General features: G+C 39.3%; 22 protein-coding genes. 7 read left to right on the top strand and 15 right to left on the bottom strand.

Going from position 1 to position 20,642, the window contains the following annotated elements; all coding sequences use genetic code 11:
• Positions 1-33: 33 nt before the first annotated feature.
• Positions 34-546, top strand: coding sequence for a tryptophan transporter (locus ABE41_RS03660; RefSeq protein WP_066286610.1), 513 nt, complete (start codon positions 34-36; stop codon positions 544-546).
• A gap of 28 nt (positions 547-574) precedes the next feature.
• On the opposite strand, the gene ABE41_RS03655 is transcribed toward ABE41_RS03660, so the two are convergent.
• Positions 575-994: a YkvA family protein gene (locus ABE41_RS03655; protein WP_066286608.1), complete on the bottom strand. Its 420-nt coding sequence runs from the start codon at positions 992-994 to the stop codon at positions 575-577.
• Positions 995-1,360: 366 nt separating this feature from the next.
• On the opposite strand from ABE41_RS03655, the gene ABE41_RS03650 reads away from it, so the two are divergent.
• Both ABE41_RS03650 and ABE41_RS03645 read left to right on the top strand, forming a co-directional pair.
• Complete coding sequence (locus tag ABE41_RS03650; protein WP_066286604.1) at positions 1,361-1,642, top strand: YtxH domain-containing protein; 282 nt, start codon at positions 1,361-1,363, stop codon at positions 1,640-1,642.
• 211 nt (positions 1,643-1,853) lie between these two features.
• Positions 1,854-2,435: an HTH-type transcriptional regulator Hpr gene (locus ABE41_RS03645; RefSeq protein ID WP_066286603.1), complete on the top strand. Its 582-nt coding sequence runs from the start codon at positions 1,854-1,856 to the stop codon at positions 2,433-2,435.
• On the opposite strand, the gene ABE41_RS03640 is transcribed toward ABE41_RS03645, so the two are convergent.
• Positions 2,426-2,767, bottom strand: a complete 342-nt coding sequence (locus tag ABE41_RS03640; RefSeq protein ID WP_066286602.1) for a DUF1878 family protein — start codon at positions 2,765-2,767, stop codon at positions 2,426-2,428. The genes ABE41_RS03645 and ABE41_RS03640 overlap by 10 nt on opposite strands.
• 447 nt (positions 2,768-3,214) lie before the next feature.
• The gene (locus ABE41_RS03635; RefSeq protein ID WP_066286600.1) at positions 3,215-3,793 is read right to left on the bottom strand and encodes a YpmS family protein; all 579 of its coding nucleotides are present in this window, start codon (positions 3,791-3,793) and stop codon (positions 3,215-3,217) included.
• Between the two features lie 90 nt (positions 3,794-3,883).
• Here ABE41_RS03635 and ABE41_RS03630 point away from each other — a divergent pair, with 90 nt between their 5' ends.
• On the top strand, positions 3,884-4,063 hold the full coding sequence (locus ABE41_RS03630) for a hypothetical protein (RefSeq protein WP_066286594.1): 180 nt from the start codon (positions 3,884-3,886) through the stop codon (positions 4,061-4,063).
• 216 nt (positions 4,064-4,279) lie between these two features.
• Here the strand turns inward: ABE41_RS03630 and ABE41_RS20490 are convergent, their stop codons facing one another.
• Together ABE41_RS20490 and ABE41_RS20485 are read right to left on the bottom strand one after the other, a co-directional pair.
• Positions 4,280-4,372, bottom strand: a complete 93-nt coding sequence (locus tag ABE41_RS20490; protein ID WP_077363456.1) for a YjcZ family sporulation protein — start codon at positions 4,370-4,372, stop codon at positions 4,280-4,282.
• A 98-nt stretch (positions 4,373-4,470) separates the two neighbouring features.
• The gene (locus tag ABE41_RS20485; RefSeq protein ID WP_083207638.1) at positions 4,471-4,596 is read right to left on the bottom strand and encodes a YjcZ family sporulation protein; all 126 of its coding nucleotides are present in this window, start codon (positions 4,594-4,596) and stop codon (positions 4,471-4,473) included.
• Positions 4,597-4,801: 205 nt separating this feature from the next.
• On the opposite strand from ABE41_RS20485, the gene ABE41_RS03625 reads away from it, so the two are divergent.
• Complete coding sequence (locus ABE41_RS03625) at positions 4,802-5,698, top strand: peptidylprolyl isomerase (protein ID WP_066286593.1); 897 nt, start codon at positions 4,802-4,804, stop codon at positions 5,696-5,698.
• Positions 5,699-6,164: 466 nt separating this feature from the next.
• On the opposite strand, the gene ABE41_RS03620 is transcribed toward ABE41_RS03625, so the two are convergent.
• The 9 genes from ABE41_RS03620 to ABE41_RS03580 all read right to left on the bottom strand — a co-directional run bounded on the left by ABE41_RS03620 (position 6,165) and on the right by ABE41_RS03580 (position 17,890).
• The gene (locus tag ABE41_RS03620) at positions 6,165-6,497 is read right to left on the bottom strand and encodes a sporulation YhaL family protein (protein WP_066286589.1); all 333 of its coding nucleotides are present in this window, start codon (positions 6,495-6,497) and stop codon (positions 6,165-6,167) included.
• Positions 6,498-6,563: 66 nt separating this feature from the next.
• On the bottom strand, positions 6,564-7,871 hold the full coding sequence (locus ABE41_RS03615; protein WP_066286588.1) for an MDR family MFS transporter: 1,308 nt from the start codon (positions 7,869-7,871) through the stop codon (positions 6,564-6,566).
• Positions 7,872-8,237: 366 nt separating this feature from the next.
• Entirely contained in the window at positions 8,238-9,197 is a 960-nt protein-coding gene (yhaM, locus tag ABE41_RS03610) for a 3'-5' exoribonuclease YhaM (protein WP_066286587.1), read from the bottom strand.
• Positions 9,198-9,288: 91 nt separating this feature from the next.
• Entirely contained in the window at positions 9,289-10,653 is a 1,365-nt protein-coding gene (locus tag ABE41_RS03605) for a HAMP domain-containing sensor histidine kinase (RefSeq protein WP_066286586.1), read from the bottom strand.
• The gene (locus tag ABE41_RS03600; protein ID WP_066286584.1) at positions 10,650-11,327 is read right to left on the bottom strand and encodes a response regulator transcription factor; all 678 of its coding nucleotides are present in this window, start codon (positions 11,325-11,327) and stop codon (positions 10,650-10,652) included. Before ABE41_RS03600 ends, ABE41_RS03605 begins: the two co-directional genes overlap by 4 nt.
• A 19-nt stretch (positions 11,328-11,346) precedes the next feature.
• Positions 11,347-14,208, bottom strand: a complete 2,862-nt coding sequence (locus tag ABE41_RS03595) for an ATP-binding protein (protein WP_066286583.1) — start codon at positions 14,206-14,208, stop codon at positions 11,347-11,349.
• An 8-nt stretch (positions 14,209-14,216) separates the two neighbouring features.
• Entirely contained in the window at positions 14,217-15,431 is a 1,215-nt protein-coding gene (locus ABE41_RS03590) for a metallophosphoesterase family protein (RefSeq protein WP_066286582.1), read from the bottom strand.
• A 295-nt stretch (positions 15,432-15,726) separates the two neighbouring features.
• The gene (locus tag ABE41_RS03585) at positions 15,727-17,001 is read right to left on the bottom strand and encodes an ABC transporter permease (RefSeq protein WP_066286580.1); all 1,275 of its coding nucleotides are present in this window, start codon (positions 16,999-17,001) and stop codon (positions 15,727-15,729) included.
• Positions 16,994-17,890 carry an ABC transporter ATP-binding protein gene (locus ABE41_RS03580; RefSeq protein ID WP_066286578.1) on the bottom strand — a complete coding sequence of 299 codons (897 nt, stop codon included), beginning with the start codon at positions 17,888-17,890 and terminating at the stop codon, positions 16,994-16,996. Before ABE41_RS03580 ends, ABE41_RS03585 begins: the two co-directional genes overlap by 8 nt.
• Positions 17,891-18,039: 149 nt before the next feature.
• On the opposite strand from ABE41_RS03580, the gene ABE41_RS03575 reads away from it, so the two are divergent.
• Both ABE41_RS03575 and ABE41_RS03570 read left to right on the top strand, forming a co-directional pair.
• Positions 18,040-18,225, top strand: coding sequence for a YhzD family protein (locus tag ABE41_RS03575; protein ID WP_066286575.1), 186 nt, complete (start codon positions 18,040-18,042; stop codon positions 18,223-18,225).
• Between the two features lie 29 nt (positions 18,226-18,254).
• Complete coding sequence (locus ABE41_RS03570; protein WP_253805428.1) at positions 18,255-18,689, top strand: GNAT family N-acetyltransferase; 435 nt, start codon at positions 18,255-18,257, stop codon at positions 18,687-18,689.
• A 306-nt stretch (positions 18,690-18,995) separates the two neighbouring features.
• Here the strand turns inward: ABE41_RS03570 and ABE41_RS03565 are convergent, their stop codons facing one another.
• Entirely contained in the window at positions 18,996-20,480 is a 1,485-nt protein-coding gene (locus ABE41_RS03565; RefSeq protein WP_066286574.1) for an aldehyde dehydrogenase family protein, read from the bottom strand.
• Positions 20,481-20,642 lie beyond the last annotated feature (162 nt).

Raw genomic sequence — 20,642 nt, 5'->3', positions numbered from 1 at the left:
TAGGCTATTAGAATAGCTGAGGAGAGATGAGAAATGAAAACAAAATCATTAGCGTTAACATCTGTACTTATTGCATTAGGGTATGTTTTTCATACGGTTGTGCCGCCATTATTCTTCGGGATGAAACCTGACTTGCTTCTGGTAATGATGTTCTTAGCCATCATGCTTGCACCAACGAAACAGAATGTTTTGATCGCAAGTATGGCAGCAGGCGTCATTTCAGCACTTACAACAGGAATGGCTGGAGGACAAATTGCAAACATCGTGGAAAAACCAATTACAGCCTTTATATTTTTAGGAATGTTCTTATTAGCACGTAAAGTGAAAGTAAATACTTACAGTGCTGTTCTATTAACCGTTATCGGAACGATTGTCAGCGGAACATTATTCTTGCTCGTAGCCATGATGGTCGCTGGTCTGCCAGGATCATTGTTCAGCTTTATTGGAATGATCGTACTTCCTACCAGTATAATTAGCGGAATAATCATGTTCTTTATTTATCCGGTGGCAAACCGCTTCTCAAAACGATCAAGTTTAACTGCATAAAAGCAAAATAAAAAGCCAGTTCCCTATATTAAGGAGCTGGCTTTATATATGTGTCTTCTTCCGTCTCTTCCCAAGTTTGAAACGCTGAAATTTCACTCGATAATGTCTTAAACAAAAACGCCAAAACTGTAGCATCATCCAATAAACCTGCCCCTAACAAAAAATCAGGAACAGCATCAATCGGACTCACAAAATAAAGAAGACCAGCAACGATCAGAACCATTGACTTTTTAGAGACGTCTCGGTAATCACCTTTTTTATAGGATCTTACTAAGCGGACAAGCGCTTTTACCTGTGCTCCTAAATCCCTCAAACCTTGCTTATCTGATTGAGAAGTTTTGTCTTCGGCTTTTGTAACAAGCTCACCAGTTTGTGTCGAACTTTCTAAAACAGCATTCGCCTTTTCTTTCATCTTATTAAAATAATTGCCGATTGTATTTTGCTTCAAACTCATTCCCCTCCTTGCCCGTTTTTTATATGTATACCCTCTTTTTATATTCTTCGTCAAATATTATCACGAATTCCCTTTTTAAATTTTTGCTTTTCTAATCGTCAAAGTATGCCAGCAATCTACTAAATCAGACAAACAGCGAGTTATTAAGCAAGCCCAGCAAAATCCTATGGAAGCACCCATAGACATGTTATTCCATGGGCTAAGAGCATATGCATAAGCTTATATTCTACAACGTGTATCATGTCCAAACATGACGAAATCTATCGGGAAATATTTTTATATTCGTCATTATTTTTCATAGGATTATAAGAGAAATTCACGAATTTATTAGATAATAAAAGAATGAGGAGGAATTTTAAGATGTCTAAATCAAAATCCATGGTAGTAGGTTTCGCATTAGGAACAGTGGTAACTGCAGCAGCTACTTTGCTTTCAACTCCTAAGGCAGGCAAAGAGGTAAGAAAAGATCTGAAAGAAAATATGGATAAAATGAAATCTACATTCTCCAGCATCAAGCGCGACGGTATTCAGCTTAGAGCAAAGATTAAATTTGCTAATAAAGAAAAAGAGGAAGCGATGCAAGAAACAGCTGCTTCTAATATTGAAAATATGGAAGACGATATCGAGCAGGAAACGAAATAACCAACAAAAAAATTCTCCATCATTGGGGAATTTTTTTTCTTTATATTCAAACATATAGATTCTCTGACTTTATCACTATATCTGCTAAAAGTTATAATTCAAATTTACTAAAAAATAAGCAGAAATTGAAAAATTTTACTTTCTTATTATAGGAAATACTGGCATAATGAGGAATAGGATGTGTTTTATAAGATGGAGGGGCATTTTAAAAATGAACAAAGATCAACTATATAGTTTTCAAGAAGCCATGATCTATAGTCACAAACTTTCACAAATAAGTAAAGCTTTATGGAAAAGTGTAGAAAAAGACTGGCAAAACTGGATTAAAGATTATGGATTAAACATTAACGAACACCATATCCTTTGGATTGCTCATCATCTAGAAGGTGCTTCAATTTCGGATATCGCGAAATTCGGTGTAATGCATGTATCAACAGCCTTTAACTTTTCAAAAAAACTTGAAGAACAGGGTTACCTTACATTTTCTAAAAAAGAAGACGACAAGCGAAATACATACATCTGTTTAACAGATAAAGGTGAAGAACTTCTATTACAAACATTAAATACATATGATCCAGCCAAATTCGGTGTATTCAGCGCATCTATGCCAATTAAAGAACTCTTTGGAAGATTTCCTGAGTTTCCAGAACTGATGTCAATCATCCGCAATTTATATGGTGAAGATTTTATGTCTATCTTCAACAAACTGGAAGAAAAAATCGAAGCTACGATCGAAGAACAATCTGCTTCACCTGTTATCGCAGCTGAAGAAATTGCTTCTTCTCATTCATAACGAACAGAAAGTTCATATAGCTTTTCCATCAATGAAATATATTTTTCCTGATGAAGTAATGCCAGGATTGTTTCTCTAGGATTAAGCTTTGGTGTCAGCATGCCTGCAAAGTGGATTAACAGCGGCGTGTAATGCACGAAACCTGCTTCTTTTTGCATAAAAAATATTTTTTCAAGCTCATCGCAAAGCTGAATGATATCATTCACTTCTGATTCGGTGAGCTTTTTTTCCATGACTAGCCTGAAGAATGGATATGAAGTAAGATCGACACTTTCAATCGTAAGCTGATTATAAAATTCCAGTCTTTCTAGCCTCTCTTCAACCGTCTCCATACATACCCTGCTTTCTAGTCATACTCTGTCTATATTATAATCCAACTTTCTCCATTTGGATATGGTTTTAATTTTCTAAAAGCATGATGTTTTTGTGAAAGACAACCACACGCACCCCGTGGAAATTCAGCACCATGGAACGGAGATTAAACAAAAACAAGAATGTTAACGTAAGATTTTTTACTGATAGAGTGTTGCTAAAAGTCCTTTGCTTTATTCTTCATCGACTAGTTGATAGGAGTGTAAGGTGCGAGACTCCTGCAGGACTGGCGAGCAGGTGAGACACTTATAAGTGGAACGTACGAATGTGGCTCACCGCCTGCCCTGCGGAAAGCGAGCACCTGGAACGGAGATCAACTACTTTCAAGTTCAATAATGCTCTACAAAAACAGCCCTTTAAAAAAAACACCCTAGCCCGCAATAATCTGCGAACCAGAGTGTTTCGTGTTATTCTTTCGTATAAACACCAAACTTAATAGAATTCTTCTTTAAATTAAATTCTTCTGCTTTTACAGCATATCCTGGTTTTGTTGGCATTTCTGTTACCCTCATCAGTATGCTTTCATCTGCAGGATATACGTCCACCCATTCAGGAAATTTAACCGTATTTTTCAATAGCTTAAATACCTCGTCACCGGGCAGAGGAAAACGCCCGACCTGTATATCCTTCTCTTTTAATAACAGATCACCATTGTCCATAACTTCGGGCTCAAAGGTAATCTGATAAGGAAGTTCCTGGTTAAAAGCCACAAACGAACCATTCAGAACAGCTTCATCCCGTAAATTAACGTATACATTTACATTTGGAGCTCTTTTCTTCAGCTCTTTGTTCAGCAAATCTTCCACCTGTTCCTTCTCGGTATGTATGCTTAACAATTTTTGATTAGCCCGAATATCTGAATCTAGTGTACTTCTATCCAAATGACCGCCTTTAGGATCTGTAAAAAGTAAAATGATGACCGTTGCTGGAATTGCTACTGTTATAAGTAATAATATAAAGAATGCTGCTTTCCATTTATTTCGCATCTTCTCTCCCCTTGTCGAAAGTATTTTTCCTATTCATATTCCACATATTTTGGTAAAGTTAAACAAGTAGTTCATGTTGGAGGTTTTTGAATGGCTGGCTATTTATTCGTTTTTTTAGCACCTGTATTTTTATTTGTATTTAATTCACTCACATACAAGCTCTGTGATAAAAAAAACTTGTCCTCAAAACAGGAAGATTCTGTTTACCGCACGATAAATGTATCTATTACCATTCTTCTCATTTCTTCTTATATTTCAAACGTCTTTTAGAGAAAACTTTGCTTACGGCTTGATTATTTAATCAAACCTAAAAATGCAAATAGTAAAAGGGGGAACCAGACTGCATTCCCCCTTGTGTAACCTTAACATACATATGCGCTGCACCTATTGATCAAGAGTAGTAAAAACAACAATAACGAATCTGCTTAAATAGTTCAAGCCATACAGTCCATTTCAAAAGAAAAGGCTGCAAGACTAGCGTTTATATTAGCAGAAACAAGCAGCACCTACAATAATCAATAAGATAAACAACACTACAATCAACGCAAAGCCTCTTCCATGTCCGTGTCCTGAGCCCATGTTGCCACCTCCTTCATCAATCAGTACACTATCCTATGCATCACGAGTAAGATACGCATAGGCATCTGCCCTCATATCGCTGAATTTTCATACTTTCATCATTTACAGTGAGATGCTCCAATAATGATGAGAAGGATAAAAAGAACAAGAATTAATGCGAATCCTCCCCCACACCCGTAACCATAACCGTAACTCATCATCATACCTCCCTTTTCTTTCTCCATATCATATAGTGATGCGCCCTGATTTGATTAGACGAATGTCCCGGGTTTTAAAATTTTTTTTATTTAAAAGCTTGTTTTTATAGGTAAATACTCAAAATATAATGTGTAAATTTTCTCATATTTCGTTTATTGAATAGGAATATCCACAACGTTTATGCTATAGTTAGAGTTGTTAAATTATTACTTCACAGTAGGAGTGTTTGAAATGAAAAAATGGATGTTATCTTTAGGGCTCACAGCGGGACTAATTTCTCTATCCGCTTGTAATAACGCTGGTGCTGACTCAGAAGCAATTGTTGAATCTAAAGCTGGAGATATTACAAAAGAACAGTTTTACAATAAAATGAAAGAACAATATGGTGATCAAGTACTTAACCAAATGATCGATGAAATGGTACTTGAAGATAAATACAAAGTAACAGACAAAGAAATTGATAAAGAAATCGATAAGATCAAGGAAGAGCTTGGCGGAGAAGATGCATTTAAACAAGCACTTGAGCAAAACGGCTTATCTGATGAGAAACAGCTAAAAGAACGTGTAAAGTCTATGCTTTTAAATGAAAAAGCTGCAACTGAAGGCGTTAAGATTTCTGAAGATGAAATGAAGAAAGCATTCGAAGAAAAATACAAAACAGAAGTAAAAGCTAGCCACATCTTAGTTGATGATGAAAAAACAGCTAAAGAAGTTCAAAAGAAACTTAACGAGGGCGGAGACTTTGCTAAACTAGCAGAAGAATATTCTAAAGACCCTGGTTCTAAATCAAAAGGCGGAGACCTTGGCTTCTTCGGTAAAGGTGCTATGGTTCCTGAATTTGAAAAAGTAGCGTTCACTCTCGATAAAGGTGAAACAAGTGACCTTGTTAAGTCTGATTATGGTGTCCACATCATCAAAGTAACGGACAAGCGTGAAAACAAGTTCGAAGACAAGAAAGAACAAGTTGAACAAGAATTAAAACAGCAAAAAGCTAAACCTATCACTGAAATTCTAGAAAACCTTCGCAAAAAAGCTGACGTTAAGATCAAAGACAAAGAACTAAAAGAAAAGATTGAAAAGAAAGCTGAACAGCCGCAGCAACCAGCAATGCCACAGCAACAACAATAATTATGATGGACCCAGGCCTTTTGAAGGGCCTGGTTTTTCTTTTTTCGAGCCTCATTTTCCTGAAAAAAACACGACCGAACAAAAATGGGCTTGAACCGAACAAAAATTTGCTCCAACCGTACAAAAAATCGTTCCCACTGAACAAAAATGCCTTTTCATACAAAAGTTGTTCGTACCAGGAAGACACACTCTTATAAATAACACACGCTCTTTTCTAAAAGATTGTTGCTTATGACCAGTATTTTCTTTCACTTCATTGACAAGTTGATAGGAGTGCAAGGTGCGAGACTCCTGCGGGATCAGGGTGTCAGGTGAGACTCCTAAGGACGCAAAGCGTCGAGGAGGCTCACCGCACGCCCCGCGGAAAGCGAGCATTCTGGAACGGAGATCAACAACTTACAAAAGCAACAAGGGTTAGAAAAACAGCCATAACAAAAGACCTGCTGAAATCAGCAGGTCTTCCTTTTCATTCCCCTGAAGCTTTCTGTTCTGGCTCTAGCTCTTCTTCAGCAGCCAGTTCGAAATGCTCATTCATTTCCTTAGCTTCTTCATGAGCTCTCGCCAATTCTAAGCGTTTCATGTACACTTTTCCTTCTTCTTCAATCACCTTTTGCTCTATAGCACGGTCTTCCTGAAAAAGTGTTGTTGCCCTGTATCCGCTATAAATAATGCCGCAAAGTACAAAATACATCCACCATGGAGTCATTACAAAGAATTCACTTACCCCTCCCGAATATTCTTTCAGCACAAATGCAGCAATGAGTATCGCACCAAAAAATAAAGCAGCGTATCCTTTCATCGATAAACTCCCCCTTTTGTTAGACAAGCTTTTATTCAAGTCTATGAGGAAGCTATAAAAGATATGTCACGAAAGTGCGGGTTTTGCTTTCGTTTCAGCCGTAGAATTTGTCTTCACTTTTTTATCAAATGCCCGGAACATTACGTAGTAAATTCCTGCACTTATTACAGCTAAAATAAAGAGCAGATAAAACGTATTATCAAATCCGATCCACATTGTTAATGGAATAGAAATCGGAGCAATCGTGCGGCCGATTGTAAAACGAAGGCCTGCTGCCGCAAAATATTGACCTCGCATATCCTCTGGTGCCAGCTTGGAAATAAAACTTTCCTGAATCCCTACTACCATCAGTTCAGCCGTCGTAAAGATAACCATCGCCGCAAACAGAACCCACATCATCGTTGTTCCGCCGAAAACGAGCATAGATACACCGTATAGAAGCGCAGAAAGAATAAATACTCTTCCTTCTTTAAATCGGTTCATCCATTTAGCCATCCAAACTGTACAGAGTGCAACCATCAATCCGTTTAAAGAAATTAAATATCCGAAAACTTTTTCACCTGTTAATTTGAGATCCCAGTTTCCGATTGCAATCAGCGTTTGTTCTGGTACCTTTTCTGTCAGATAAACAGCCAATAATAAATCCATCTGCATGAATGTTTGAGCTACGAGAATTCCTGCCAGGATAAACAGCAAAAATAACTTATCGCTTGCAATAACCCTATAATCCTTCAATTGTTCCCAAACCGCTTCATGCCATTTTTTATCGGCACCTACTTGCTCTAGTATTTCTTTCTTAAGGGGAACCGTTTCTCTCGTGTACTTCGCCAGAACCACAGCCAAAATAGCACTAAAAATCAAACAGGCAATCATTAGTTCGAACCTATATGAAAAGAAGAAGATACTTCCCAGCACTGGTCCAAATACTACCGATAAGTTCATAGACGTATAGAAAACCGCGAATACTTCCGTACGATCCTTTTCTTCCACCACGTCCGCGATCATTGCGTGGCTTGCCGGCCAATATAGAGAGCCAAACAGCCCAAGAACCGAAAACGCGATGAAAGTTAAAATAGGTGAATCAAGCCATGGGGAGTTAGCCAAAACAAAGACTATAAACGTAGCTGCCTGCCCCCAGGCGGAAATAACCATCATCTTTTTGCGTCCATACCTGTCGGCACAATATCCACCGACAAGGTTCGTGACTACCCCCACTACTTGTGAAAGTACAAGCAGAATTCCGGCTGTTTCCTTACCCAGTTCATCTGAAAAATAGATGGCCATAAACGGGAAGAACATCCAAAATAATAAACTTACAAAAAACTCTCCGACTAAACGCACTTTAATATTTGTATCCCAGTCTTTCCATTTCATGTTGCTCACTCTTTTCTTGTAATATTAATTCATTTAATCACTTATACCTGTCTTTTGAGCGCTATATGGAGTAAACAACGGGATTTCTAATAAAACAGAAAAAGCCCATGGATAAGCACCCTTACATGTGCATACCACAGACTTTTCATAAAAAGGCTGAAGATGACACAAGAAAGATCGCTCAAAAGAAGGTAGAATGCATAGCAAAATAAGCCTTTCCTAGAAGGATTGGACGTTATTTAGCTTGCTTTCCTGCCTTAATTCGAACAATGCTTTTCATGAGTCATTGCCTCCTGAATGTTTTCTTATAATTCCAATTCCAAATTTAACATAATTTCAAATAATTCACAATCGTTTTCTTCTAAATTAATTTTTGGCAAACTCTGCTTGAAACTGAGGCTTATACAAGGAACGGTTTTCCAGAGCGAACTGTTTCTCAGTAAACTCTCCTGGCTGTACCTTTTCCAGCGCACGATCCATCATATTCATTCGTGCATCAAAATTATCAATCATATGAAGAATCTCTGCTTCCCTGATCAATGGCTGTTTCGGGCTTCCCCATTCTGGCTTGCTGTGATGGCTAAGCACAAGATGCTGAAGGACAGTAACTTCTTCTCCTTCAATCTCTAACTCTTTTGCTGCCATTCCGATCTCATTTACCATGATCGAAATATGCCCCAGCAATTTACCTTCTAATGTGTACGTCGCTGCGACTGGTCCTGACAGTTCAATCACTTTTCCAAGGTCGTGCAGAATAATCCCGGAATAAAGAAGATCTGTGTCCAAGGAAGGATATAGTTTGCTGAATGCCTTGGCCATATTGAGCATGGATACAACATGGTAAGCAAGGCCTGAAACGAATTCATGATGATTCTTTACAGCAGCTGGATATTCCAGAAAATCCGTTTGATATTTTTTAAGCAGGTGCCTCGTGATTCGCTGTATATTCGGATTTTTCATCTCAAATATGTATTGTGTGATCGTCTCGACCATTGCCTCTTGTGTGAGGGGTGCTGTTTCAAGAAAATCGCTTATTTTTACGCCGTCAAGTTCCGTTGCAGGGCGGATCGCTTTAAGCTTCAGCTGCATTTTTCCTCTGTAATTGCCCATTTCACCAGAAAGCTTCACAATGGCTTGTGCCGCATAAAGCTCCTCATCTTCAGGAGAGCTATCCCACAATTTTGCTTCTACATCACCCGACTGATCTTGGAGGATCAGCGTTAAAAACGGCTTTCCGTTGCTGGCTGTTCCTTTTACAGATGATTTGACGAGAAAGAATCCGTCTACCATCTCTCCTACCTTATAAAAAGCAAGTCCTTTTTTCATATTCCACCCCGCCTTTCTTTGTTTTTAGTATAGCATATCAGTCTATTTAACTACTGTTGGGAACACTAAAAAAAACATTTGCAGCAGCTTGTTATTCTTTATTCTGCATGTCGTTTATTAGTATTTTGATCTGGAAAGCCACACCATTTTTCGTATTAAGAGCTGTTGCTTTGCCGCCGTGCAGTTCAGCGATCCTTTTTACAATAGCGAGGCCAAGCCCAAACTGCCCCTTGTTTCCTTTTCGGAACGGCTGAAAGATTTCTTCTCCTGTTACACCTGTCAGCTGCTCTCCATCGTTAAAAACTTCGACGATGAAGTAGCTTCCCTTATAGAAAGCAGAAAGCCTTATCGTTTCACTTGCATACCTTAGTGCGTTTTGAACAAGATTATCAAGCAGAATACTCCACTGTTCATGATCACCATTAATCTTGTAATGATTGCCTGTAATTTCAAAGTTTATATCCTCACGCTGATATCTGAACCGCTCAATGATATCTTCAGCCAGATCACCAAACTCAAATGTTTCTTTAGAGAGAACATTAAGCTTCATCGCATCGAGCTTTGTATAATACAGCATATTTTGAACACGCTTTTCCATTCTGTGTGTCTCTTTTAAAATAACGTCCATCATGTCTTCAGTCGTTCCCTTTGGCATGATGCCATCTTTTACAGACTGTGCATAGCTTTTAATTGTCATGATCGGTGTTTTCAGCTCATGAGATGCATGCTGAATAAATGTTTTTTGTGCATGATCATGTCTTAAGAGATTCTGCCTCATATCCTCGAACTGTTTTGAGAGAACATAAAACTCGTCATCTCCCTTCCAATGAAACGGTTCCTGCCAGTTTCTTTTCGCAATCTGCTCAAACCGCTTCCCTAAGATCGTTAGAGGGGAGCGGAGATATCTTGCCAGCCAGATCGCTGGAATGATCGAAAAGATACCTGTAAACAGCAGGATTAAAACCAGTCTCAGCCAAAGCCTGTTTACCATCTGATCACGATACGTGTCCCACATATAAGAAATCAAATAGACGACTTCACCTTGTGCATTTGTTCCTGTCGAGATCACATAAAAAAGAGTAGCGCCTTCATATGTTAACTCATATCGGCCTTTATTTTCTTTTTGCTCATACGCCTTTTCAGCCATCTCCACTAAGACTTCTTCCGGAACGGGATCACCTTGGGAATTTGCATACTGATCTACAATTAAAACATGGCCGACAGATCGTTCAGCGTTTCGTCTTTCAATAAAATCAACCGATGACTCCCCTTTTTGAGGAAACTGCTTTTGTGGATCACGCACTTTCTGTTGCTCGTTTTCAATGATTCTGTATGTTTCCTCTGTCAGCGTATCTTTAATGGACAGCGGATAGATAATTGCGGTTAACAATCCGATCGTAAACAGCAGTAACCCAAATGAAAGCCAGATACGCTGTGTAAGGTTTAGCCGGATCATGATGGAATAATCCTATATCCAGAACCATAGACGGTTTCCAAGTTCAGCCGGGGCATTTTTTTGCGCACACGTCTGATCACATCATCTACAGCCCGTTCAGACCCAAAGTAATCGTCTCCCCAAACATACTCCAGAATCTCTTCTCTTTTTCTTGATTTGCCTTTGTTTTCAATTAGATAGAGCAGAACGTCTATTTCTTTTCCTGTTAAATTAATAATATCTCCATCCCGTGTGATCCTTCTGGAGATCGGGTCTATCGTATACCCTGTTATCTCAATGATCTGCGGCATTCTGTTGCCTGTTTCATAGACTCTTGTTAAGAGTTTCTTAACACGGATTACAAGCTCCCTTGGCATAAAAGGTTTAGCCAGATAATCATCACTTCCAAGCTCAAGACCCACTATCCGGTCTAGATCCTGATCTCTTGCTGAAATGAAAATGACGGGTATATCCGAATTCTTTTTAATTTCTTTAATAATTTCATAGCCGTCCATACCAGGAAGCATAATATCTAAAATCCAAAGATGTGGAGGGGATCCTTCAGAATTCTTTAATGCTTCTTCTCCATTGTGATAAACAGAAACATTCCATCCCTCTTTTTCCATATAGGCTTTTAAGACATGCGAAAGATCTTGCTCATCCTCTACTAAGTAAATCGTATACTCATTTGACATGGGCATTCCCCTCCTTCAATTATTTTTCAGCCAAAACAGTACCCTCTGGCCAGTGAATAAAAGGAACATTTGGCACAAGCGGCTCTAAATGCGAGTGGCAAGTAAAAAATAGAACCTGCCTGTCCCGTGCGATTTCTTGAATCAATGACAGCGTGCGACGAGTCCTGTTTTGATCGAAATTCACTGCGATATCATCCATTAGTATCGGGAATCCAGCTGGACCGGCATTCGCTGCCACGGCGAGTCTGATCGCTAAATAAACTTGCTCTGCGGTCCCCCGGCTTAATTCATGCGGATAAAAACGGGTTCCATCCCCTTTTAACACTACTAGTTCATTTGCATCCGTAAATAAAATAGATTGATATTCGCCTTCTGTTATTTTACTAAAATAACCACTCGAAGTCTCTAAAACTGCTGGAAGCTTCGTTTTCTGGTAATCTTCTTTCACCTTCTGCAATGCATGCTGAGCAAGTCGCAGGCTGGCCCACTTCTTAACAAGAAGATTCCACTCATCCTTTAATAGTTCATAACGATGCAAATTTTCCGAGTAAGTGCCATCCTCTAAAAGATTTTTCAATTCCCAATGCAGTTTCGCTCTGTCTTCTGTTGCAGCGGTGTGCTCATTTTTCTGAAGTTCCTCTTTTGTTTCAAGACCTTCAAAAATCTGAACCGTTTCTTCGTATTTCTCTGTCATCTTTTCGGCCATGGTTTCAATTTCTTGCGGTTCAAATCCTAATGACTGCAGCTGATTGTTCAGTGAATCCCGCTCAATAGATACCTTCTTATAAGCAGCTGTTCTTTTGCCTATATCGTAATATGCTTCTTCTGTATCAGCATCAGCTTCATTCCATAGTTCTGCTATCCGATCGTTAATGTTCTGAATCTGCTTTAAAAGAGAGTCTTTTCGTTCTGATAACTCACTGAAGCTTTTTCTTAAATGCTCACTTTCAGCTTCATTTTTCAACTGATTTTCAAGTTTTGTATACATCACTTCGATAAGCTTTGAGAAGTCTTCAGCAGCGTCAATTTCTAAATGAAGGGCCAGCTTACTAGCTTCGTGATTTAAACGAGCGAGCTCTGCTTTTGTATTTTCGAGTTTCTGTATCGCATTTTCTTTTTGTTTCATGACCTCTTTAATTTTCATAAGACTGTTCATATAACCTGATAACATCAACTTCTCTTTATTGCCAGTATATCTATACTTTTCAGCCCACTGTTCTGCTTTTTCATACACTTTCGCTTCTTCTATCTCTAGATAATCAAGCTGTTTAGCAAGCTGCAGGTAAACATTATTCTCGTGCTGAAGTGCAGCTGTTAGCTGAATCCAAAGCTTTCGGTTTTCATCGTCTTCAAGGAAAAGCTGATTAGTTCGAGGCTTCATATCTTGTGGAGAAACAGCTTTTTTACCACTGATGAATGCAAGAACACCCGATAAAACCAGCAGCAAGATCCCAGCGTACATCACCGCTGTGTTTTCAGAAGACCAGCCAGACCAAATTAGAACAACTGCCGAAATAACAGGCAGCATCCAAGTGTATACAGGAAAAGCTGTCATTTGATTCTTTTTATTTTTTTCTTGTTCATAGCGAGCATATTCTTCTTCTGGTAAAAGCAGTGCTTTTCGTTCTGCTTCCTCTTTTTCCAGGTTCTCAAGCTTCACCCTGGAATCTTCTAAATCATCTTCTAATCTTTTCTTTTTCTCCAGAACCCCATTATATTGTTTCAGGAGCTCCTCTTGCTCTTGGAGTGAAGATAAAGAAAGCGACAATCCCTTAAGTTCCTCCTGGCTCCATGTTTCTCCGATTGCTTCAAATAATCCTGATTCTTCATCACGCCACTCATCTATTAGGGTAATAAGCTGTATGAGATGCTCTTGTAAATGTTCATACTGAGGAAGTTTATTAAACAATTGTTTAATTTCTTTTTGATAAGACAGCATTCGTTCATCTGATTTTAGCATTTGCTGATCCTTATCTATTTTGATCAATCGGTCTTCGATGTATTGCAATTCTCCATTTAATAGAGATACTTCCTTTTTCCATTGCTCATATCGTTGAATACCGTTTTCCGGAAAAGTCAGCTGTATCTTTTTAAACGACTTTAGTTCGTGATTCAGCTGTTTGTACTTTTCTAAGACAGGACGCAGCTCAAACAAGCGTTTAAGAGATCTTAGTTCTTTCTGAATATGATCCAGCTCTAGGCTTGTTTCCTGTATCGTAGTCTCGAGTGATTCTTTTTGCTTTTCAATCATTTTATAGTTTTCATTTTTTTCCCTGAGCTTTTGCAGGGATTTGTCTGCAACCTTTAACTGCTCTAATTTTTCATTAATAACAGGCTTTTTTCCCGCTTTTTTAAACAGACCGGATTGTTTCTTTTCAAAAGTCTGTTCAATTTCCAAGATGTCACGATCACCTGAGATGGCCGTGCTGAGCAAAAAGTTTCCAAGTTCTTCTGATGTTAACTTATCGAGCTTCTGCAGCCCATCAATTCCAAAGCAATACGCTCCCGAAAACAAAGACTGGTCCATTCCGTCTAATAATTGAATCAAAAAAGATTCATCTTTTTGCTGGCCAGTTTCATCATAGATCGTTACATCTCCAGCAGCTTTTGTCCCTGCAACTCTTTCAATCGTCCATCTGCCGAGCTGTGTATGATCAACGGTCATCTTTCCGCCTGCCCTGATGCCGTTTTTAAGATCATACTGCCGCTTTGACTGGTTCTTCAAAGGAAAACCGAACAACATACATTTAATAAAATCCATCAATGTTGTTTTCCCTGCTTCATTTTCACCAAACAGCAATTGAAAACCTGAACGTTCCAAAGTAAGTTTACAGTCCTTTAATGCTCCAAAATGATAGATATGCAAAGATACTATTTTCATAACCTCACCTATCCCTTATACAGTTCTGATAATAATAGCTGCTCAGCCTGCTTCTTCACATCTTCCCAATCCTCTTCATCGAGTGAAAGAAATTTCCTTGCCGTTCTATGTGTCTTCAATTCAGTCAAAGCAGTTTCCAACTCTCGTTCATCTTGCAGAACGCTCACTATATCTCGAAAGAATTGAGATTGCTTAATAGATAACTCATCTTGGATAGCAGGACGAACATCGTTTTTTAATGAAACAGTATGTACGAATGAAACCTCTGCATCCTCTTCTCGCAATATCTCCTCAAGATCTTCTAAGAAAACACCATCCAATAGTTCTCCATAAAGGGGTGTATGCCCAGTTAAGCGAATCGTAAGGAATATTCCTTTGTGTGGATGCCTGTATGTATCTTTTATTTTTTCACAAAGTGTAATAACTTCCTGCAGATTTTCTGCCTCTTCACATTCGATTATGGCTTCATGCCACTCAATATCTGAAGTTGCATGAAAAACGCTTGAAGCATGGTTGCCGTTAAGAGTAACGACATAACCGCCTTTTTCACCTGTTTCACCGCTATGTCTTCCTTGGATGTTTCCCGAATAACGGACAGGAGGATCATCATGAAGATCCATTTTTTTATGAATATGACCAAGAGCCCAGTAATCATAGCCTTTCTTCAAAAGCTCAGATAATAAAAATGGTGCATAACGGCTGTGTCCGCTATATCCGTCCGCTTGTCCGTGCAAAATACCGATATGGTAAATTTCGTCTCTTTTTTCTGGAAAATGAATCGTTCGGTTATCGGTTACAGCCGATGTTTCGTAACTGAAGCCATGTAGACAAGCAACTGTTTTCCCATCTCTTTCATAGCAAAAAGTTTGAGTGCTGCTCCCTTGAAAAAAATGAACATTCTTCGGCCACTCAAGTGAAACCCATTGGCCATCGAGCGGATCATGGTTGCCATGAACGATGTAAACATCTATATGATGAGAATCTAGTTTTGCAAAACAATTTTTCAGAAAGGATTGTGCCTTTAAGCTCCGCTGACCGCTGTCATAAAGGTCACCCGCGATGATTACAAAATCTACTTCTTCCTGAATGGCTATATCAACCAGCCTATTAAACGACAAAAATGTACTTTCAAAAAGGCGCTTCAGCATCGCTTCCGGCAATGAGGAAAGCCCTTTGAACGGACTGTCTAAATGAAGGTCTGCACAATGTAAAAACTTTATCATTTCACTCATCCTCTTTTTCTATCATTCTTCCCCTCATTTTAACATATATACGAAAGCACGTTCGCTATTTTAAACATCAATTAGAGAGCATTACTTTTTTACGGTACGTGTTCTTATATGTATTACATGTTCGCCCCTTAGAGATGAACTTTCACCCGTTGGAGTGCTCGTTTCACCCAGTGTCCCTTCAGTTTCGCTTCATACCCTCTCCTCTTCATTAGAATATCTTAAACAAAAATAAAAAACTGACGCCAAAAGGTATTATTTCTACCTTTCGGGTCAGCTTTCTCCTTTTTTACAGTCCAGAAGTATCCTTTTTCTCTTCTTTTGATAAAAGAAGCGCTTGTTTGAATAGTTTCAATGACGGCGCGTTGCCGTACATAAGAACTCCTCCGCGATAAACACGTGCCCCAATTACAGCAAATAGCAAAATTGCACCGATTAAGACGCTGATCCCAAGTGCTGTTTCCCAGACGGGCAATGAAAGCATACCTACACGAAGCAGCATAAGCATCGGTGTAAACAGCGGGAAGTAGGAAGCTGCTGCTACAAATCCAGACTCTGGATTCTCTCTGCCGTACATCGCTATCATAAAGGCAGCCACTATCACGATAACCACCGGTGTCATTAAATTGTTTACCTCTTCTACTCTGCTGATCAATGAGCCCATCATGGCAAAGAGAGTAGCATAAAGGAAGAATCCTAAAATAAAGAAAACGAGAGCATAAACGATTAGCGAGATTGGTATTTCGTTCAGCTTCAGCTCTTGGATAATACTTTCGCTCCCGCTGAGATTTTCGTTTACTTTTACCGCTGCAAATCCTCCAGCTACAAATAGGACAAGCTGTGTAAGCGCGATAAGGACGATCCCAAAGATTTTGCCAAACATCTGTGTTACGGGTGATACAGATGAAATCAAAATCTCCATTACCCTTGAGGACTTCTCCGTTGCCACTTCAACCGCGATCATACTGCCGTACATCATGACAGACATATACATGAAAAACAGAACAACATAAACAAGAATGTAGACTTGTGCTGCTTCTTCTTCACTTTTCGCCGTTGTAGACAGTGACTCTTTTTCAAATGCCACAGGCAGATAGATTGCTGCCAGCTGTTCCTGATTTAATCCGATTGACTCAGCTGCTGATTTATTTTTAATCTGCTGCAATGCCATCTCTATATCAGTAATCAGACTCTGCTGTGTTACGTCTTCAGCTTTATACGTACCTGTTATGATACCTGAAGCATCTTTATCTAAAATCAAAAGACCATCCAGATCACCTTCAATAACTGCTTTTTCAGCATCACTTTCCGATTTCGTGTATGCTTCAGCTTTCAGATCATCTCCTGCCTGTTCTAACTGAGCTTGAAGAGCAGGGAGTGTATTGCCTGTTTTATCGATCACTCCTACCTTTGATTCTTCATCTCCACCGAACATTTTTGTAATCTCATTCATGTTCGTTACTACAAATAACAAGGCGATGGTAATAAGAGTCGTGATCAAGAACGGTTTTGATTTAATCTTAGAGCGGTATGTATGCATCATTACCGTAATGAATTTACTCATGAACCACACCTACCTTTTCAATGAAAATATCGTTTAATGATGGTTCTTCGAGTTCAAACTTTCTAACAAATCCTTTGGACTGGATCGCTTGGAACAAGTCATGTGCAACTTCTTCCCGTTCAACTTGCAAGGTAATGCCATCTGCAGTCATGCGGTGCTTCAAAACGCCGCTTGTTTCTTTTAAATAAGAAAGGTCAAAATCTGCTTTTACCGATACATTTTTCTTCCCAAAAGATCTCTTAATCTCTTTTAAGTTGCCCTGTACGACTGATTTCCCTCTATGCATAATGCACAAGTGCTGACACAGTTCCTCTACATGCTCCATTCTGTGACTAGAGAACACAATAGTCGTACCTTCTTTTTTCAATTCATGAACAGCATTTTTTAGGAGTTCAACATTTACCGGATCCAGTCCGCTGAACGGTTCATCCAAGATTAATAGTTCCGGACGATGAATAACTGCCGCAATAAACTGTATTTTTTGCTGATTTCCTTTTGAAAGAGATTCTACTTTTTTATTCAAGTATTCTTCCGCTCCAAAGCGCTTTAACCATTTATTCGTTTGTTCTTGAATGAGCGAACGAGACATTCCCCGAAGCTGTCCTAAATAGATTAACTGCTCCCTTACGGTAAGTTTGGGATAAAGTCCTCTTTCTTCGGGTAAATAACCAACAAGATCACTAGTTTGATAAGATATTTCTTTATGATTCCAAGTAATCGTACCTTGAGTAGGAGTCAATAAACCGAGAATCATTCTGAATGTAGTTGTTTTACCAGCACCGTTTGCACCTAACAAACCGAATATTTCACCTTTAGGAATTTCTAAATTCAACCCTTCTACTGCTGTAAAAGAACCAAACTGTTTACGGACGTCTTTAATCGTTAACATCAACTTCCCTCCCCGTTGTAAAATATACCATATTCTACCTTGTACGTGGCATAAAACCATAAGTTTCACACAATTTATTGATGATTTTGCAGGAAAAATCCGTCGAATGTTGAAATCACTTTTTAGATACGAAAGGAGTTAGACTTTTCATGAATACATATGCATTAACTGCCTACGAAAAGAACGGTGAAAAGATATTAGATGAAGCCATTACGGCATCAAATGATTCTGAAGCAAAACAACGTGGAGAAGCCCGTCTGGCTGAATTAAACATGCAAGAAAAAACGCATCGTCTGACTTCACCAAAGGGACAGCTGCTTCTTTTCCATCGCTAATGAAAATCATGGAAACGAGGGGAAAAACAGTGAGTGAAGTTATAATTCGCGAAGCACGCTATGAGGACAGTTACGAACTTTCTTTATTAATGGGTGAGCTTGGTTATCCCACTGCACCTGAAGAAATGACAGAGCGATTAGAAACGCTTCTTCCTAACGAAGCATATGCTTGTTTTGTTGCCTGCATAAACGATCAAGTTATTGGCATGATCGGTCTGACAAAAGGTATCTACTTCGAAAAAAATGGATGCTATGCAAGGATCTCAGCGCTTGTCGTGAGTGAAGAATTCAGAGGCAACGGCATCGGCAAACAGCTTGTTTACTATGGAGAAGAATGGGCCAAAGAACAAGGAGCAACGGCAATCTTGCTGAATAGCGGAAAACATCGTACTGATACTCATGAGTTTTACCGGAGTTTAGATTATGATGATACAGGGCTGCGATTTATAAAAGTAATGCTTTAAAACTGTTTTCGTAAATTTTAGAGCTATTAGAAGGTGGTTGATTTCCGTTCCAGGTTACTTCGCTTTCCTCGGGGCGTGCGGTGAGCCCCTTGCCGCTTTGCGCCATTAAGGGTCTCACCTGATCGCTCGTCCCGCAGGAGTCTCGCACCTTACACTCCGATCAACTTATCATTGAATAGAAAGAAAAAATACTTAAAAGCAACAATTTTTTTGAAAAGAGCCAAATGAAAAACCGGGTGCTGGATCTTGGCACCCGGTTTCTCCTATTTTCCGATCATTTTATTGACCCCGTCATGTCTATGTTGTCTATTTAAGATTAACCCAAACGCTCTTAACTTCAGTGTAGTTGTTCAAAGCATAAGATCCCATTTCACGGCCGATACCAGATTGCTTGTATCCTCCGAATGGAGACGCAGCATCAAACGCATTATAGCAGTTCACCCAAACTGTACCTGCACGAAGCTTGTTTGAAACATAGTGAGCTGTTTTTAAATTCTCTGTCCATAGTCCTGCGGCAAGACCATACTCAGAATCGTTCGCACGAGCGATAACATCATCTAAGTCATCAAACGGCATTGCAGCTACAACTGGTCCAAAGATCTCTTCTTTTGCGATCGTCATCTTATCATCAACGTCAGCAAAAATCGTAGGCTCTACGAAATATCCTTTATCAAAAGGAACAGATCCTCCTGAAAGAAGCTCAGCACCCTCATCTTTACCTTTTTGGATATAGCTTAGAACGCGATTATGCTGTTCTTGAGATACTAGAGGTCCCATTGTAGTTTCCGGATCAAGTCCAGGTCCCTGTTTGATCTTTTTAGCGTGTGACACAAGGTCGGCTACTACGTTATCAAACGATTTCTTCTGGATATATAAACGTGATCCCGCACAGCAAACTTGTCCCTGGTTGAACATGATACCGCTTAACGCACCAGGAACTGCACGGCTCATATCAGCATCTGGCAAGATAATGTTCGGTGACTTCCCGCCAAGCTCTAATGTAACACGCTTCAATGAGTTAGAAGCATTACGCATAATCAGCTTTCCAACTTCAGTTGATCCAGTAAATGCGATCTTGTCCACATTTGGATGGTCAACTAGAGCCGCTCCAGTTTCACCAGCACCTGTTACAACGTTAAGCACGCCTTCAGGGAAACCAGCTTCTTGAGCTAATTTAGCAAGGTATAAAGCAGAAAGCGGTGTTTGCTCTGCAGGCTTTAATACAACTGTACATCCAGTCGCTAGTGCTGCTCCAAGCTTCCAAGCCGCCATTAATAATGGGAAATTCCAAGGAATGATTTGTCCAACAACACCTAGTGCTTCGTGACGTGTATAGTTGAAAAAGCTTCCTGCAACAGGGATAGTCTGTCCAACAATTTTTGTTGACCATCCTGCATAGTAACGGAAATGCTCAATTGCCAACGGAACGTCAGCGTTCATTGTTTCTCCGATCGGCTTACCGTTGTCCAATGTATCAAGCTGTGCTAATTCTTCTTTATTCTCTTCCATTAAGTCAGCTAGTTTGTAAATTAAGTAACTGCGCTTTGATGCAGGCATCTTTGACCAGTATCCAGTTTCGAATGCTGCTCTAGCAGCTTTTACTGCCTTATCAATGTCTTCTGGTCCACCTTCTGAAACCACTGCAAGTACATCGCCAGTTGAAGGGTTTAATGTTTCAAATGTTTTTCCGCTTGCTGAGGAGACCCATTCTCCATTGATAAAATGTTTTTTTGTTCCGTTCAGGAACTCGGCCACCTTTGGTTTTAATTGTAGGTCTAATGTTTTTTCCATTTGAATCCTCCCTTTACAAAGTGAATCTTACGTAAATAATATTCGTCACGATTCATGAAAACCCTTTCATTTTCTACAATTGTAATAAAAATGAAACGTTTTTGACTAATTTCGGCAAGAGAGTGTCGGAATATGGGGGATATTGTTGAGTTATGAACTCTT

It is taken from the genome of Fictibacillus arsenicus, from assembly GCF_001642935.1.
Lineage (GTDB): Bacteria > Bacillota > Bacilli > Bacillales > Fictibacillaceae > Fictibacillus > Fictibacillus arsenicus_B.
The sequence above is the reverse complement of the archived record's forward strand: the minus strand, read 5'-3'. Positions and strand labels throughout refer to the sequence as shown.